This is a genomic window from Sediminibacillus dalangtanensis (assembly GCF_017792025.1).
Taxonomy (GTDB): domain Bacteria; phylum Bacillota; class Bacilli; order Bacillales; family Amphibacillaceae; genus Sediminibacillus; species Sediminibacillus dalangtanensis.
Genome location: NZ_CP046956.1, coordinates 3,082,957 through 3,097,335 on the forward strand (window position 1 = coordinate 3,082,957; position 14,379 = coordinate 3,097,335).

The 14,379-nt window shown below is 44.3% G+C and carries 11 protein-coding genes; 1 reads left to right on the forward strand and 10 read right to left on the reverse strand.

What is annotated here, in order from left to right:
* Nucleotides 1–3: 3 nt before the first annotated feature.
* The 10 genes from ERJ70_RS15380 to ERJ70_RS15425 form a co-directional block, all read right to left on the reverse strand.
* Nucleotides 4–342, reverse strand: a complete 339-nt coding sequence (locus ERJ70_RS15380; protein WP_051382196.1) for a DUF5344 family protein — start codon at nucleotides 340–342, stop codon at nucleotides 4–6.
* Nucleotides 343–1,044 (reverse strand): DUF5081 family protein, encoded by a 702-nt coding sequence (locus ERJ70_RS15385; protein ID WP_209365674.1) that lies wholly within the window; start codon nucleotides 1,042–1,044, stop codon nucleotides 343–345.
* Nucleotides 1,041–1,340: a WXG100 family type VII secretion target gene (locus ERJ70_RS15390; protein WP_209365675.1), complete on the reverse strand. Its 300-nt coding sequence runs from the start codon at nucleotides 1,338–1,340 to the stop codon at nucleotides 1,041–1,043. Before ERJ70_RS15390 ends, ERJ70_RS15385 begins: the two co-directional genes overlap by 4 nt.
* A 34-nt stretch (nucleotides 1,341–1,374) precedes the next feature.
* Nucleotides 1,375–1,710: an EsxC family T7SS substrate gene (locus ERJ70_RS15395; RefSeq protein ID WP_209365676.1), complete on the reverse strand. Its 336-nt coding sequence runs from the start codon at nucleotides 1,708–1,710 to the stop codon at nucleotides 1,375–1,377.
* Nucleotides 1,694–6,232 (reverse strand): type VII secretion protein EssC, encoded by a 4,539-nt coding sequence (essC, locus tag ERJ70_RS15400; protein WP_209365677.1) that lies wholly within the window; start codon nucleotides 6,230–6,232, stop codon nucleotides 1,694–1,696. The genes ERJ70_RS15395 and essC overlap by 17 nt, the downstream gene beginning before the upstream one ends.
* 44 nt (nucleotides 6,233–6,276) lie before the next feature.
* Nucleotides 6,277–7,581, reverse strand: coding sequence for a type VII secretion protein EssB (gene essB / locus ERJ70_RS15405; protein WP_209365678.1), 1,305 nt, complete (start codon nucleotides 7,579–7,581; stop codon nucleotides 6,277–6,279).
* 29 nt (nucleotides 7,582–7,610) lie between these two features.
* Nucleotides 7,611–7,868: an EsaB/YukD family protein gene (locus tag ERJ70_RS15410; RefSeq protein WP_209365679.1), complete on the reverse strand. Its 258-nt coding sequence runs from the start codon at nucleotides 7,866–7,868 to the stop codon at nucleotides 7,611–7,613.
* Nucleotides 7,869–7,879: 11 nt separating this feature from the next.
* Entirely contained in the window at nucleotides 7,880–8,380 is a 501-nt protein-coding gene (essA, locus tag ERJ70_RS15415; protein WP_209365680.1) for a type VII secretion protein EssA, read from the reverse strand.
* Nucleotides 8,355–11,903 (reverse strand): type VII secretion protein EsaA, encoded by a 3,549-nt coding sequence (gene esaA / locus ERJ70_RS15420; protein WP_209365681.1) that lies wholly within the window; start codon nucleotides 11,901–11,903, stop codon nucleotides 8,355–8,357. Before esaA ends, essA begins: the two co-directional genes overlap by 26 nt.
* A gap of 246 nt (nucleotides 11,904–12,149) precedes the next feature.
* A complete protein-coding gene (locus ERJ70_RS15425; RefSeq protein WP_026571199.1) occupies nucleotides 12,150–12,446 on the reverse strand; it encodes a WXG100 family type VII secretion target in 297 nt (98 codons plus the stop codon).
* Between the two features lie 505 nt (nucleotides 12,447–12,951).
* Between ERJ70_RS15425 and ERJ70_RS15430 the strand changes: the two genes are divergently transcribed.
* Nucleotides 12,952–14,139, forward strand: a complete 1,188-nt coding sequence (locus tag ERJ70_RS15430; protein ID WP_209365682.1) for an MFS transporter — start codon at nucleotides 12,952–12,954, stop codon at nucleotides 14,137–14,139.
* Nucleotides 14,140–14,379 lie beyond the last annotated feature (240 nt).

The window sequence follows — 14,379 nt, forward strand, 5'->3', positions numbered from 1 at the left end:
TTATCAGACCTCCAATTTTGCAATGATTTGTTCGGCAATTGCCTGGTCTGTTTCGATCATGGTGTTAAGGACATCGATGACGAGAGTGGATGCTCTTACGTAATTATCATAAAGATCCATGAACTTCTCGTTTGCTTCATCGTAAGCTTCCATCGCTTCCTTTGCCTTTCCTGCTTTATAATAGTCCAGCTCCCCGAGCTTCTTGATATAAGGGGTTGCATTACTTTCCAATTCTGAAATGATGGATTCAAGCTGATTGAAGATAGAGGTTATTTCATCAGGATTGACATTGATTTTCGCGCCTCCAACTCCGGTACTTCCCATCGCAGCCGCTTTATGCATCTACTTCGCCTCCTTGTATGGGAATTCCATTTCATCAAAGAGAACTTTCAAGAACCAATACTGACTTGCATGATAATATTTACGCTGAACTGTATCCACCATGATCAGCTTCTCTTCTTTAGGGAAAACAAGCCACTGTTGATAGTAAGCAGGATTGCTTACTTCCCGGTGTTTCTCATTTAAATGAAACAACTCAAGGTTTACCATCGAATCTCCAGGCTCCAGTTGTTCCGTTTCCCTTCTCTCTTTATTTGTCAATTCCTGTTTTAAAAAGTTCTTTTCTTTTTCCTCCGGTTCACGCGTAATCATCGGAAACTTTTCACTTAGAAGCTTCAATACAATCGCTTTTGAAATGACAAATAACTTGTAGAGCGCTTGTTCATCTGTCTCTACCATCATTACTAACTCATCCTCATTGTCGGAGGGAAATCCAAACATCAAGTTATTAATCCGGACGTATTTCTCACTCTGATAATAGTATTCCAGCGCTTGAATAATGATGGCACCGCTTTTTGTAATTTTTCCTTCCCCGTTGAGAATGCCTTTTTCGATTAAACGGTTATGTGCCTGTTCAAATACTTCTTCCCCTTTGAGCTGATAGATTTGTTTTTCAGGAAGGCCGAAAAGAACATTTCCACCAAACGCAGAGGCCAGCAGGTAAAGTTCAGGCACGTTAAACGTATCGGTTGAAATGTTGCTCATAAGTTTCTCACTTCTTTCACCGAGCTGTCATTACGAAAGTCGTCAATATAACGGTGGAGGTTATTCAATGCTTTGGTCTGTAATGCTGCCGCCGATTTCAAATCTTTGTGATATTGCGAAATGATTTCTAAGTAACTTAAAAAGCTATCCCTTGACTTCCCGCTCCATTTCGCTGAGTGAACAAATGAAATGAGTTGCTCACATTGTTCATAAGTGGAATCAATCGTACTTTCCAGTGTACGGGCCGCTGCTCTTGCCTCATTCAAGCGATTGCCATCGATTCTTACCTCTCCCAATGATTATCACTCCCGTCGATCCTTATTTTTCATACTAGTCTTCTTCTACTTCTTTTATAGCTAACTGTTTATAATACTGGTAACGTTCATAAGCGCGGGAAGCCGCATGGACAAGCTGGCTTCGTTTGTTTTTTTCATAGTTAAAGTACCGAAGCAGCTCCTGATTTAATTCCTCTCGTTTCGGGTCAAAGTCGTTAGACGGTATCTTGGAGTTTGATAGATTAGGTACCGAACTGGTATAGCTGGAATAGGACGACTCTGCTTCGTTTACCAGTCTGTCATGATCCGCTTTTGCATCCTTCAGCTTATAGTATAGCTTCAAGTAGGCATCCCGCTTCTTTTCTGTTTCGGTTCTAAAAAACCAGGACATCCTTTTCACTCCTTTTTATAAGAGGTGCCGCAACTTTTATTTTTTCCGACTTTCCTTGCTGGATATAATAGGCTTCATAGGCCTCCAGGCTTTGCTCACGGTATGGCCTGTTGGCAACTTCCAATATGTTTTGATCTGTTATTCTGCTAAGCAGCACACCGTTTTTTTGCTTTTTGATAGCTTGCGTAACATCGTCATATAATCGATCGATGGCACTATGGACGGCACCGATGACAAAGTGTATTCCCATCCGCGGTCCGTTCTCCACAAGCTTTGCAATCGTTGTCTGGGTAGTGAGTGACATGGAATCAATAACGTGGGATGCATCTGTTACCAATACGATTATCGGGCGTATTTCTTCAAGAAAGTCATTTACGGTTGCCTGGCCGCCTGTAGATGACTGGATTTCCCGGAAAGCATCTTCCCTCGCTTCGAATAATTGCTGAAGCTGTCCTGCCATCTCTTCCATGGAAATTTCTCCATCGGCATAAATATTCGTATGCTGTTTATGTGCTGCAAACCGAAGTGAATCATTATCGATCAGTCCGATGTCAATATGCTCGTTCGCCGACATACTAGTCAGAATCGTAAGGAATGTCTGCTCAATACCATCCATATTATCTCCCAGCACCAACGTGTTCTGATCTTTTTCCACATCCAGTGCAACCGGCTCGACTGCTTCAAAATCCACTGCAAACGGTATGCCGCCTTCGGAAATAAGCTTTTGTGTTTTTGAACGCTTGATAAAGTCTTCATAGGCTAGCCTTTCGGGAACCATCGGTATCTCCTCCGGCCGGTCGCCTTGCCAGTGTTCATTCATTTCCTTCGCCGTCTGCTGGATGGCGTCGATTACCTCGAGGGTTTCTTCTCCTTCTGCCGGCAGCATGGTCTGGAACAGGGCAGGGTCTTCCAGTTTGATGAGACCTCTTCCGGGAATTTCTTCTATCTCGATGTCAGTTTTGCCGACGATCGATCTAGCCTCTGTCGGTTCAATCAAGTACAGTGGTATCTGCGTTTTGATATTGGAAAGGAGCGGCATTTTCATGGCGCTTTGCCTTCCTGCACTGATGACGAGATGGATGCCGATACTTGCGCCTTCTCGGGCGATTTGCGTGACCAGTTTTTCAAATTCATCGGAAAAATCTGCTTCTCTTACCGAATCGAAGTTATCGATTACGATGACGGTGTTCGGGACGTTGTCGCCGCTGGCCTTTTCGTACATTTCCATGTTGGCGACACCGTATTGGCTCAGTTTTTGTTTTCGTTCCTTCATGGACGCTGAAAGCAGGCGGATCAGTTTTCCTACTTTCTCTTCCTCATCGACAAGGATGGTATCGGCGACATGCGGAAGCTGTTTCAGCGGAAGCAGGCCGTTTGTGCCGAAGTCCAGCAGGTAAACGTGCAGCTGCTCCGGGTTATGCTGCCTCACGAGGTCCATTACGACGGTTTGCAAAAAGGTTGATTTTCCATAACCCGGACTGGAAAAAACGGCGGCATGGCCATCCTTGCCCAAGTTCAAGGTCAATGGAGACTGGGACTGGAGCTCCGGCTGGTCAAGCAAGCCGATGGTAGCCTGCAATGCCGGCTTCGGCTTTTGCCATTCTTCTTCGTAATTCACCGGGTGCAGATCCGCTGCTTTGATCCTTTCCGGAAGCGGCGGCAGCCACGGTCTTGGCAGCTGTTCTATCTGCTGGGCTTCTGTATATTCGGCAATATAATCGATGACGGCATCCAGCTCGGTCGGTGTCTTCTCGATTTCTTGTTTGTTGTCCAGTCCACTTAAATCCTCGGTCAAGATATCGTACTGGCCGAGCTCGTTGATTGCATAAATCGTCGTGTCCACAAACTCATGGTCCTGTTTATCCGGTACATAATCGGCACCGCTCCAGGCGCTTTGGAACAATTCATAAATTTCATTGTTCCCCACTTGCAAGTAAGCGCGCCCAGGCAGCGTGATTTCCGCTGCGTCCGGTGTTTTCAGGATTTCGTTGGAATCTCCTTCGTTCTGTACCTTGAGTGCGAGCTTGAAATTGGAGTTGGACCAGATTTGATCGTCGACCACGCCGCTCGGTTTTTGCGTGGCGAGTATCAAATGAATCCCGAGTGAACGTCCGATCCGCGCCGTCGATACCAGCTCTTTCATAAAGTCGGGCTGCTCAGATTTCAATTCGGCAAATTCATCGGATATCAGGAACAAATGCGGCATTGGCTCGCTTGCCTCTCCCTGCTTATACAGCTTCTGATATTGATTGATATGGTTGACATTGTGCTCGCCGAACAGACGCTGTCGCTTCTGTAGTTCTGCTTTGATGGAAGCTAGCGCCCGCATCGACTGGGCCCGGTCCAGGTTGGTGATCGTTCCCACAAGATGCGGCAGATTCCGGAATAAATTCGCCATGCCGCCGCCTTTATAGTCGATCAGCAGGAAAGCGACTTCATGCGGGTGGAAATTGACACCAAGCGATAGAATGTACGATTGAATGATTTCCGACTTACCGGAACCAGTTGTACCGGCTACCAGTCCATGGGGACCGTGCGCTTTTTCATGCAGGTTCAGCTGGACGATGTCCTCTTTCCCGCGCAGTCCTAACGGTACGGCCAGGCTCTTATATGTCTCGTTTTTCACCCAGCGCTCGGCAATCGTCAATTCGTTCACTTTATCCACTCCATACATTTCCAGGAAGGTCACGCTTTCCGGAATGGAGTTCTTCAGGTTTTGCAAATGGTTGATCGGTGCCAGCGCCCGTGATACTTCCTCTTTATCAAAGCCTTGTGGAAAATGGTCTGGAGAAAAGTGTTTGTTAACGAGCTCGCCTTCTTCCAGCACAATCGTTCCGTTGTTGGCATCCCGTATATCGATGACCGTTTTGACATGCTCCGGCAAGGCGTGCATCACATCTTGCACGAATACGAGCGAAACGCCTAAATCACTTGGGTCTTCATTGAAGAATTCCATGATAGTATGATCAAGGATCATTTTTTCGTCCGTGATTAGGATGGCATAATGCGGAGAAAAATAGATTTTCTCCCTGTTGTTGTTCCCCTTTTCATCCAGTGTCTGCTTGCGCTCCTTCAGCACCTGATAAAGGGAATGAAGCACTTGGTCACGCGAGCGCTCATGGTAGACAAAGCCCCGTACGTTTACATCGCGGACACTTGCATGGGGAAGCCAGCGCATCCAGTCCCACTTTTCTTTTTCTTCTTCCGGAAAAATGGTGACAAACTGCAAATCATGATAGCTGTGGAACAAGGAAAGCTGCATGACCATCAGCTGAAGCTGTTCCAGGACAAGCGGCCGCTGTCCGATATAACCGACCGGCCCCTTCATCAGCGATGCCGGCACAGGGACATCTTTCAACGTTTGATATTGGGAAAGCAATTGCCGGGCTTCATCGACCAGTTCATCCTTCTCCTGGGTGAATTCTTCTTCATTGAATTCAATCGAAAAGCTTGTGTCGACTTCGCCAAGCCCTGTCCGGTAGTTCAGGAAGTCATGATGGTAAATCGTTTTTTCGTAAATGCGGGCTTGCACGCCGACTGCCATGTCGCGGATTTCATCCACGCAAGGATAATGGTAGGTCAAAGCATGGCGCTGCTCCTCTGTTGCTGAGTACAGCTCCTTCGTTTTCCGCTGCAAGTAGGCTTTATAGCTTGCTTCCCTTTCCTTCATGTCGGCATTGTACTTTTTCACATTCTTGATGTAGGACGTGATGGAGAAAATAATGGTGACGACCGTTACCGAAAGCATGACCATAATGTAAATGCCCCGTGGTTGAACCAGGGAAATCAGCACCAGCGCAACAACCATGACAAGCGGCGGCACGATCGTACGTGCCAGTTGTTCACTGGGCTTGGAAGGTTTGTTCGATGGCTTGGCGATGGTACGTTTTTCCTCTGGTTCCCGGTAAATGATCCGGGGAGAACGATGATAGTCCGGATACTCTTCTGTGTAAGGAGTGGCGACATGGACCAGTTCTACCAATTTACTTGTGAAACGCTGCCTGGAGGCAGTGATATGAATTTCATTTTCACCGATGGAAAACAAAAAGCCGTCAGTAAATAGCTGATCCCCCGGCAGGACAACCGCATGTTCGCTTCCGCCGGCAAAATTATGATAAACATTCCCCGTGGAAACTTCCAAAGCAAATGCGCCATCCTCCGGTATTCTTTTTAAAACAAAATCGGCTTCCGATTGACGCAGTGTGATGTCATCATAAGCATGGGTGCCGAATGTAACGATATCCTTGCCCGCTGTGTCGAATGCATGCATATCATTTGTATCGAGAAGAAAAGCATCGAGCTGCTCGTCAGCAACTTGTATGGATACATGCTCCTCTACCTTGTTTCCTTCGATGGTGCATCGCTTCCCATCCCATTGCCCTGACAGGGATCGTTCCATATCCGGAAACGCAAGTGCATCGGACCAATCCGGCCCGATTGTCACCTGTTTTGCTGCCGATTCGTGTAAATGGCATTTATGTAATTGTTGCCGATAAGTAACCATAAGTAGTTTTTCCGCCATCTGTTTCTCCCTCTCTAACCCTTTGGAAAATGGAACACATGAAGTCATTCATCTTTGTTTTCTGTTTGTTCCTGAGAATCGTTTTCCTGTTGTTCCTGTTGTTCCTCTTGCTCGCTTTGCGTATCGCTTGCTGGTTGTTCTTCTGGTTCGGTATCCGCATTGTCCTGTATAGCATCGCCGGCTTCATCTGAATCCAAATTGTATTCTTCGCGATAGCGATTCAGCTCATCCTGCAATTCGTTAACCAGTTCATCCCGTTCCGTTCCGGATAAATCGGGGTTGTTTTTCGCCTGTTCGATTTTTTTAATCAAGCCGTACATGATCAGCTGCGGGTCATCAATATACTTTGCCGTTTCAAGCGCCTGGTCGAAGTCTCCCCGTCCGTTATAAATCCAGTAAAGCAGATAATTCTCATCACTCTTCAAACTGACATTTTTGAGGATTACTTCCTTTTCCGACTCCGATAAGTTCTCGACATTAATGTAAGCATTGGCCAGGATATATTTAGTCTGCTGCGGCAGCTTTTCCGGATCTGCATCTTCCAGTGTCGAAATCACCCCGCTGTTGGAAGAGGCAAGGTATTCACCATGAGCTGCCAGCAAGTCATCCTGAAAAGGGACTTTCAATAGTCCATAGTAAACAACCGGGACAGCCAGCAGTACAGCCGCGACAATCATCCCGATGGAAAGCTGCTTGAAGAGCTTGAAGCGTTTTGTCGGAACCACAGACATCGTCTTTTCCGTTTTACGCTGCTCCTCTTCATAACTTTCCAGCAGATAGGCATGCAGCTCTTCCAGATCGTCTATCTCGCTCACTTTCCGCTGAAAATCGGTTTCTTTCACATCATTCAGCGAACCATTGTATAACTGGTCAAAATCGTATTTTTTGGAAAAGAGGGCGATGATAAAGCACTTATATTGCTTCAAAAACGAACTTTCTTCCATTTCATAAGGCGGGACAAGTCCGCGGATTCCGCGGTAAACGACTACTGGCATAAGATTGTCATCGAATACTACATTGTCCGGATGCAGAAAAACAGTAATTCTTGTCGATAGATAGCTTTCCAGCTTCCCCAAATTACATAGAAGCCTTAATTTTTCATTGCGCTGAAGCTTCAGAATTTGCTTCCATCGCTTTCTTCTGCTGTTCACTTGGAAATCAAACTGGAATGCATCTGCTTCTTCCTCGACCGTCAGCGGACAAAGGTATTCGGAAGGCTGCTGCATCAAATCCATCTGCCGGATATCCTTTATATTGGTTTGGGATTTTGGCAGCTTTAAATGCCAGCTGTTCTTTTCTATCACAAAGGGAAGTGACAGATGTTCAAACTGTAATGTCTTTTCCTTCATTTCAACTGACTCCTTTTGTCTAATAACCCTTATAATACAAGCAGGATATCTCCATCCGTCACAGGATAGTCGATTAACATATCATCGTCAGCAATCAGGAGATTCTTGGTCACCACCTTGATGCTGCTGCGGCTGTTTTCCTCAGAGGCTAAATTCAACGTTTCCATCACATATTGAAGCAATTGTTTTACAGAAACTTGGGAGGGGATACGAAGATCATAGACTCCGCCCCCGTCTATTCGTTTGCTGAAATCCATCGTCACGTTGATATGGGTGTCCTTTGCCATGCGTCAATCTCCTAACCAAGTGTTTTTTGCATCATGATGTAAAGTCCACCTGATAATAAAAGAACTGCTCCTGTCAAAACCATTAAAACAGTACTTCCAACGCCAGAGCTCTCTTCATCTGCTTGTATTTCTTCAGCATCCGCTGTTGTGGATGCAGTCACTGTATAAGTCTCTTCGAACAAAGCATTTCTGGTGGCATGCAGCGTTGTAACCGGCTCTTCCTCCATTGTAAACAGCTCTTCCTCTAATGCTTCCATCGATTGATTGTTTTTTTCTTCAACTTGCTTGATGGCTGTGAAGGTTTCTTCCGCAAATAGGTCAGGAAAAACCTTATCTAATTCTGTTTCCTTATTGGACTGGTTCTCCTTATTCTCCTGTTTGATTCGATCAACCTTCATTTTTAAAGAGCCATCACTCTCCGCATATACTGCCGGTGCTGCGTAAGTAGTCAGCACCAGCAGTGCGGCAGCAAGGAAAAAAGAATGTTTACCCAGCTTCTGCGTCGCTTTCATCGTCCATGTCCCCTTCATTGTCTGCACGGTGCAGGACAAATAAATTTGCTAAAACTCCCAGCACAGCTACTGCGATGATGATAAACAGTGACAATTGATAATTTGCTGTACCCTGCCAAATTTCCAACAGCAGGGATTCGACGTAATGGAGCGGCGAGTAAGTTTTCAAATAGTCGATGCCCGCCACACCGGAACCAAAGGCATTTTTACCGAAAAGGTACAGACTCAATACCATGAGCAGCAGGAACATTCCAATCATTTTCAACTGTCTCAACAAGTAAGTCGCAAGCAGCAGCATGCCGGTTATCAGGAGAATGATGACTCCTGTGAGCAACAATAGCGCTTTATCTGTCAACCCCATCGAGTAGCCGGAAACAACTCCGATGACAAGCCCCTCCAGCACCCCAATTCCAGCGGTAACCAGTGTAATTGGGGCATTCAAGCCTGCCAATGTTTTTTCTGCTTCAAATGGATTTCCTTCGCGGCGTTTCTGGTTGATTGTCGAGATGACATAAGCAGTGAACAACACGACGATAAAGCAAATCAACACAAGGTAATATGGTGTGAAAGTATTTTTTGTCGTTGTTGTGCCAACTTTGCTCATGGTCCCCTGGTTGCTCGCCTGTACCGGGTTGGACAGAAAGTCATATAACTCTTCGTTCTGCCTTTCCCCGACTCTGCTGTTCGCCAGCACACCTTTGAAATTCTCGGCGAATTCCTGGTCAGCCAGAAGCTTATTCGTCATGTCGACGGACAAGGTTTCCGCCTGGCTTACCAAGTCTGTACCGCTCTCCTGGATTTCCGTTGCCTGCTCATCGATTTGGTCGAATGTATCATAAACCGTCTCGGCAGAATTCAGGTTTCCCTGTGCCTGCTCGGAAAGGCTTTGACTTGCTGTAAGCAGTGGCTGAAACTCCTGATCCAATGCCATAATCGCTGTTTGTTCTTCTTCTTGATTGGTTTGCAGCTGTTTGTTGGATTCCAATAGCTGCAAGCTGTTTTCCCGCCATGCTTCAACATCGGCCAATGTGGCAGCAAGGTTCTTGTTAAGTCTTTCTGCCTCTTTAGCCGTCGTATTGATACGTTCGACAAGTTTGTCAGCATTCCGTTTGGCCTGTTGAACTTGGAATTGATAGGCAGTTATTCTGCTATGCAGGTTATCCCAAGGCTGTCGGATTTCTGCCGTGACATCATCCACGATTTTTTCAACGATATAGTCTTTTAGCAGATCTTTTATATCTTTTTCATTGAATAGATAATAGAGCGACTCCTCTGTTGCTAGTTCATGAAGGCTATCACTGTCCTTCAGTTTATCTAAGAAACCGTCTGAAGAAATATCAAAACCATAGTAAGCTTCAAAAGCTGAATATAACTTGTAATATGGAGCAACTTTGTTAATAGCTCCATTGAACAGTAGCTTAGTAGTATCATCCATTTTTTCCACAGGGGTTAGAACTGTTCGATTGATTTGATTATTAATTATCTCTACTACTTCAACTTCTGTTTCTTCTTCCGTTTTATCATTCGGTTTTTCTTCATTGCCAGATCCTGGTTCTTCTGTTTCAGGTTCTTCTGAATTTTTAGTTTCTTCTGTTTCAGGTTCTTCTGGATTATCACTTACTTCCGATTCACTATCAGTTACCTCTGCAGCCCCTTGCTCACTACTATTATCATTTTGATTCACTTCAGCATCTTCTTGAATCATCTCAGTTTCTGATTGAACTGATTCTCCCTCAGTATTAGAAACTGTAGTACTTGCAACTAAAGAAACATTCTTCTCTTGTAAAAATGCTGTATTTGGTTCATCTTCTTTTGTTATATTTTTTTGTGTCAAGTTCCATGTCCACTTGATGGGTTGATATATATCAATAGTGCTATTTTCTTTTAGCTTCAGGGTGACCTTGATATTAAATTTACCTTCCTCATTTGGAGAAAGATTAACTTTTCCTGTATCTCTATAAACATCAGTGTAATTTTGAAAATCCTTTTTTCCAGGAAGTTTTAATTGAAGATTCGTAACTTCAAATTCCGGATTGCCTTCTGGTAATTCCAACGTGAAAACCTGACCATCATTCTCGTTTTTAGGAATGTGGACAGCATCAAAAACTTCCACTCCATTAGAAATTAAATGATTTTTAACATCGGTAATATGTTCTTCTAAAGTATTTTCACTATCCGGTGGAAGTGAAAAATCCGGGTCAAATATCTTTGTAATTTTAATTGTTTTTCGTATATCTTTTAACGTATCCTCAGTTAAACCAAAATCCTTCAACTTATTTGGATCAAGTGTTGGAAGCTTAGAAATTTGATTTTTAATATAATTCCTCGCCTTATTGTCCTGGGCTTCAAGCAAATTATCTAATGGTTCGCTTTCCCCCTCAAATGCTTCGTCTAGATAAGAAGAAATACTAGCCTTAACCTTTCCAGTATATCCGCCTTCATTGTCCGGATTCAGCCTGCTTTCGATTTCGAGCTGGGTCGCTTCCACTTTCGCCAGTGATTCCTGCAAATGCTGTTGCAAGGCAGCAGCGCCCAGTTTGATATTGTTTGTCGGCGCTTGTGAAACGCTCTGCCGGCTGAGCATAAAAGTGGTGACCGGCGGTTCTTCTGTCTGGCTATTGTCCTGCTGTGCAAACTGGTTATTAATGTTGATATTTGCCTGCTTCAAATTTTCCAACTGCTGTTCAACATCGTATTGGTTCAGTGATTCGTCAAATTGATTGATAGATTGAGAGAAATCGAGCGTTTGCGAGCTATTGTTTTCAGCTAACTGGAATACATCCTGCATTCCTGATCGGTAATTTTCATCCAGCTCCGCGTTTTCTGCCAGCTGTGTTTCAAAGTCCTTCACTATATCCTGGAAACCTGTAAAGCTATCTTTTGAAATCTGGGTATTGTCTTTTATTGCTCCAAATTGACTCGTATAGTTTTCCAACGGGTTATGGATTTCCGTATTAAACGTTTGCGTATATACTGCTTGTTTGGAAATAATTTCGCCAATATTGTCTTGAGCGTCTTGTAGGTTGCCGACAATGCTGGCAAAGTACACATCGATAATTCTGCGGTTGAAATCGTTCAGTATGTTACTTGCCGTTTTTTCCGCTTCTGTTTTTATCTGTTCGTTGTCGGAGGCATTGATTTTATAGTTCAGGACAACTTGTTCGGGGTTTTCCGACTCGATGGAAAGAGCTTTTTCGGAAAAATCATCCGGGATGACAATCATCATATCGTATGTATTGCGTTCCAGACCGCTTTCAGCCACTCCACGGCTGACAACAAACCAGTCGTGATCATCCCGGTTATTGATACTTTCCACAAACGCATCACCAAAAGCCAGTGCTTCTCCACTCAATGAAGCACCCTTGTCTTCATTGACCAGAGCAATGGCCATTCTTTGTGTATTCTCTGTTTCTTTTGTTTCCGACTCTGCCGTCTGCCTGTTCAATGCCAGGTAGGATAAGCTTGAACCAAGGATTAGGATTAAAAGTAAAAATAATAACCAGCGTTTATCGAGTTTTTTCATATGGGACATCTCCTACTAAACCATTTGTGATGGGCGTTCAAAAAGTCATCGAGTCAACGGAGTATTAAACGCACTCAGATTTTCTGAAGGTTTCAACATAGAAGTATAATTCGCGGTATAGCCGGGAACCGGCCAAATCTACGTGGCTCTTTGAACAACTCTGCATTATTCTTAGACTAATAGATACTGACAAGATTTGAGCTGCACAACAACCGCCGTGCAGCTCATCTCAGGGAGGTCAGGATCTTATCTAAGTCCGAAGTTTTGTGATAGGGCCTCATCTTGTTGCGCCACAGCCTCGGCCGTTTTCGTCAATTGCATCTCAATATCCTGCATTAATTGGGAAAAATCCTGCACCTTTGGTTTCAATTCTCTGAATTGATCGTCGAAGCGTTCAAACGCACGGCCTTCCCATTCTCCCCGAAGCTCTTCCTGCAAATTCGTCAAATCTCTCAAGATTTGCTCGATTTGCTGTGAGCTTTGACCATATCTTTTTGCTCTTGCCTGTAACTGATCAGGCGTCATACGAATTTGTCCTGCCATACATCTCATCTCCCTTAAATTGGATTTTCTGTCGAAGGCTTGAAAGTAAAAAAATGTTATGTGTCTGCTCCTTCTTACTTAAGGCTAATGAACCAAAATTTTACTGTCAACTGACTATCTGTCATTTTCAGAAAATTGATATTTTGGTACTAAATTTACCATGGTATTTTTTTACAAATGATGATTTATAGTAATATTTACCTCCAGGAAAATAGGGTCCAATTACCTAAAATTTCGGGATTAGTTAGATTGTTTAACCTCTCGAATTAAAGAATTTTGACATCGAATAGTCCATTAGCCCAGACGTAAAATTTCCAGTTATTATTACCTGTAAGTTCCTTTTTTTATGTCGTTAAAGAGATGGAGAATCGGGGATATTTGTAGATTGGATGGAGAAAATATTCATTTGCCTCCGCTACTCTTCTAGAGGGTAAGCATATCTATTCCCATATTGCCAAACTCGTGTATAATTATATTTCGAGTTTCGAAAGAAAGGGAGAGCTGCATGGTAGAAAACACAACCGCCAATACCGCTTCAAAAGAAAAAATTTGGACAAAGGATTTTGCCCTGATTTGCATGGCAAACTTTTTTATTTTTCTTGGATTTCAAATGACGTTGCCAACCATACCGTTGTTTGTCCAGCATTTGGGAGGCAGTGATCAATTAATCGGAGTCATCACAGGTATTTTCACTTTTTCCGCTTTATTACTCCGCCCATATGCCGGTCACGCCTTAGAATCAAGGGGACGGCAGTTTGTCTATATGATCGGACTGGCCATTTTTGTCATCTCGGTTGGTTCTTATGCAATTATCGCAAGCATCGCATTTTTATTTATCATGCGTGTCATTCAGGGAATAGGATGGGGGTTTTCCACGACGGCCACGGGGACGATTGCCACCGATTTGATTCCGCCGAAACGAAGAGGCGAGGGGATGGGCTATTTTGGGTTGTCTGGCAACCTTGCACTGGCTTTCGGTCCAGCCCTCGGTTTGACCTTGGCAGGAAAAATATCATTCACACAGCTGTTTTTGATTTGTTCCGCTCTTGGGGTAGTGGCACTCGTTCTGTCATCGCAGATCAGATATAAAAAAGTAGAACAATCCAGGCATAAGACGGTTACCGTGAAATTTGATATTTTCGAAAAAAGCGCTATCCAGCCTTCTGTTCTGTTGTTCTTTATTACAGTGACCTTTGGAGGAATTGCTTCTTTTCTTCCTCTATATACAGCTGAAGAAGGTATAGCTGGCATTGAAGTATACTTTCTTGTTTACGCACTGTTTTTAATGGTATCACGCACCTTTGCCGGCAGACTATATGATAAGAAAGGACACCTATTGGTCTTTCTACCGGGAACGTTGATGATTCTTTTTGCAATGATACTGCTGGTCTGGCTGCCGAATTCACTGGTCTTGTATATCGCTGCAGCCTTATACGGCCTTGGCTTCGGCAGCGTGCAGCCAGCTTTGCAGGCATGGTCGGTCGATAAAGCTCCTTCCAACCGCAAAGGCATGGCCAATGCTACCTTTTTCTCCTTCTTCGATTTAGGAGTCGGAGTAGGAGCGATGGCATTCGGGCAAATCGCCAGCGCATTCGGCTACAGCTTCATTTACCTGACAGCTGGCGCGTCCGTCTTCGTGTCCATGCTGCTGTACATTATTTTGCTGGTCAACAGCAGTAGAAAAACCGCATAACGCCAAAAAAACCTCCGTAGCCTGAATAGGTGCGGAGGGTTTTATTTACTGAGATGTCGCTTGAGGAGCGTAGAGGGGGTCAGTCCCCGATAAGGCTATTTAGTTCCTATGAACCGCATTTGCCAGCCGCTGGGGACTGACCCCAAAATAAACATTTGTTGCTTGAACCCCTTCATTAAAGGCATTCCTCTGTTGGAGATTTCAAGGCACTAAGCCATTTCACCCATTGGTGGGGTTAGT

Bases quoted from the DNA above. Each gene is read 5' to 3' on its own strand.
- ERJ70_RS15380 (WP_051382196.1), bottom strand. From the start codon at position 342: ATGCATAAAGCGGCTGCGATGGGAAGTACCGGAGTTGGAGGCGCGAAA.
- ERJ70_RS15385 (WP_209365674.1), bottom strand. From the start codon at position 1,044: ATGAGCAACATTTCAACCGATACGTTTAACGTGCCTGAACTTTACCTG.
- ERJ70_RS15395 (WP_209365676.1), bottom strand. From the start codon at position 1,710: ATGTCCTGGTTTTTTAGAACCGAAACAGAAAAGAAGCGGGATGCCTAC.
- essC (WP_209365677.1), bottom strand. From the start codon at position 6,232: ATGGCGGAAAAACTACTTATGGTTACTTATCGGCAACAATTACATAAA.
- essB (WP_209365678.1), bottom strand. From the start codon at position 7,581: ATGAAGGAAAAGACATTACAGTTTGAACATCTGTCACTTCCCTTTGTG.
- ERJ70_RS15410 (WP_209365679.1), bottom strand. From the start codon at position 7,868: ATGGCAAAGGACACCCATATCAACGTGACGATGGATTTCAGCAAACGA.
- essA (WP_209365680.1), bottom strand. From the start codon at position 8,380: ATGAAAGCGACGCAGAAGCTGGGTAAACATTCTTTTTTCCTTGCTGCC.
- esaA (WP_209365681.1), bottom strand. From the start codon at position 11,903: ATGAAAAAACTCGATAAACGCTGGTTATTATTTTTACTTTTAATCCTA.
- ERJ70_RS15425 (WP_026571199.1), bottom strand. From the start codon at position 12,446: ATGGCAGGACAAATTCGTATGACGCCTGATCAGTTACAGGCAAGAGCA.
- ERJ70_RS15430 (WP_209365682.1), top strand. From the start codon at position 12,952: ATGGTAGAAAACACAACCGCCAATACCGCTTCAAAAGAAAAAATTTGG.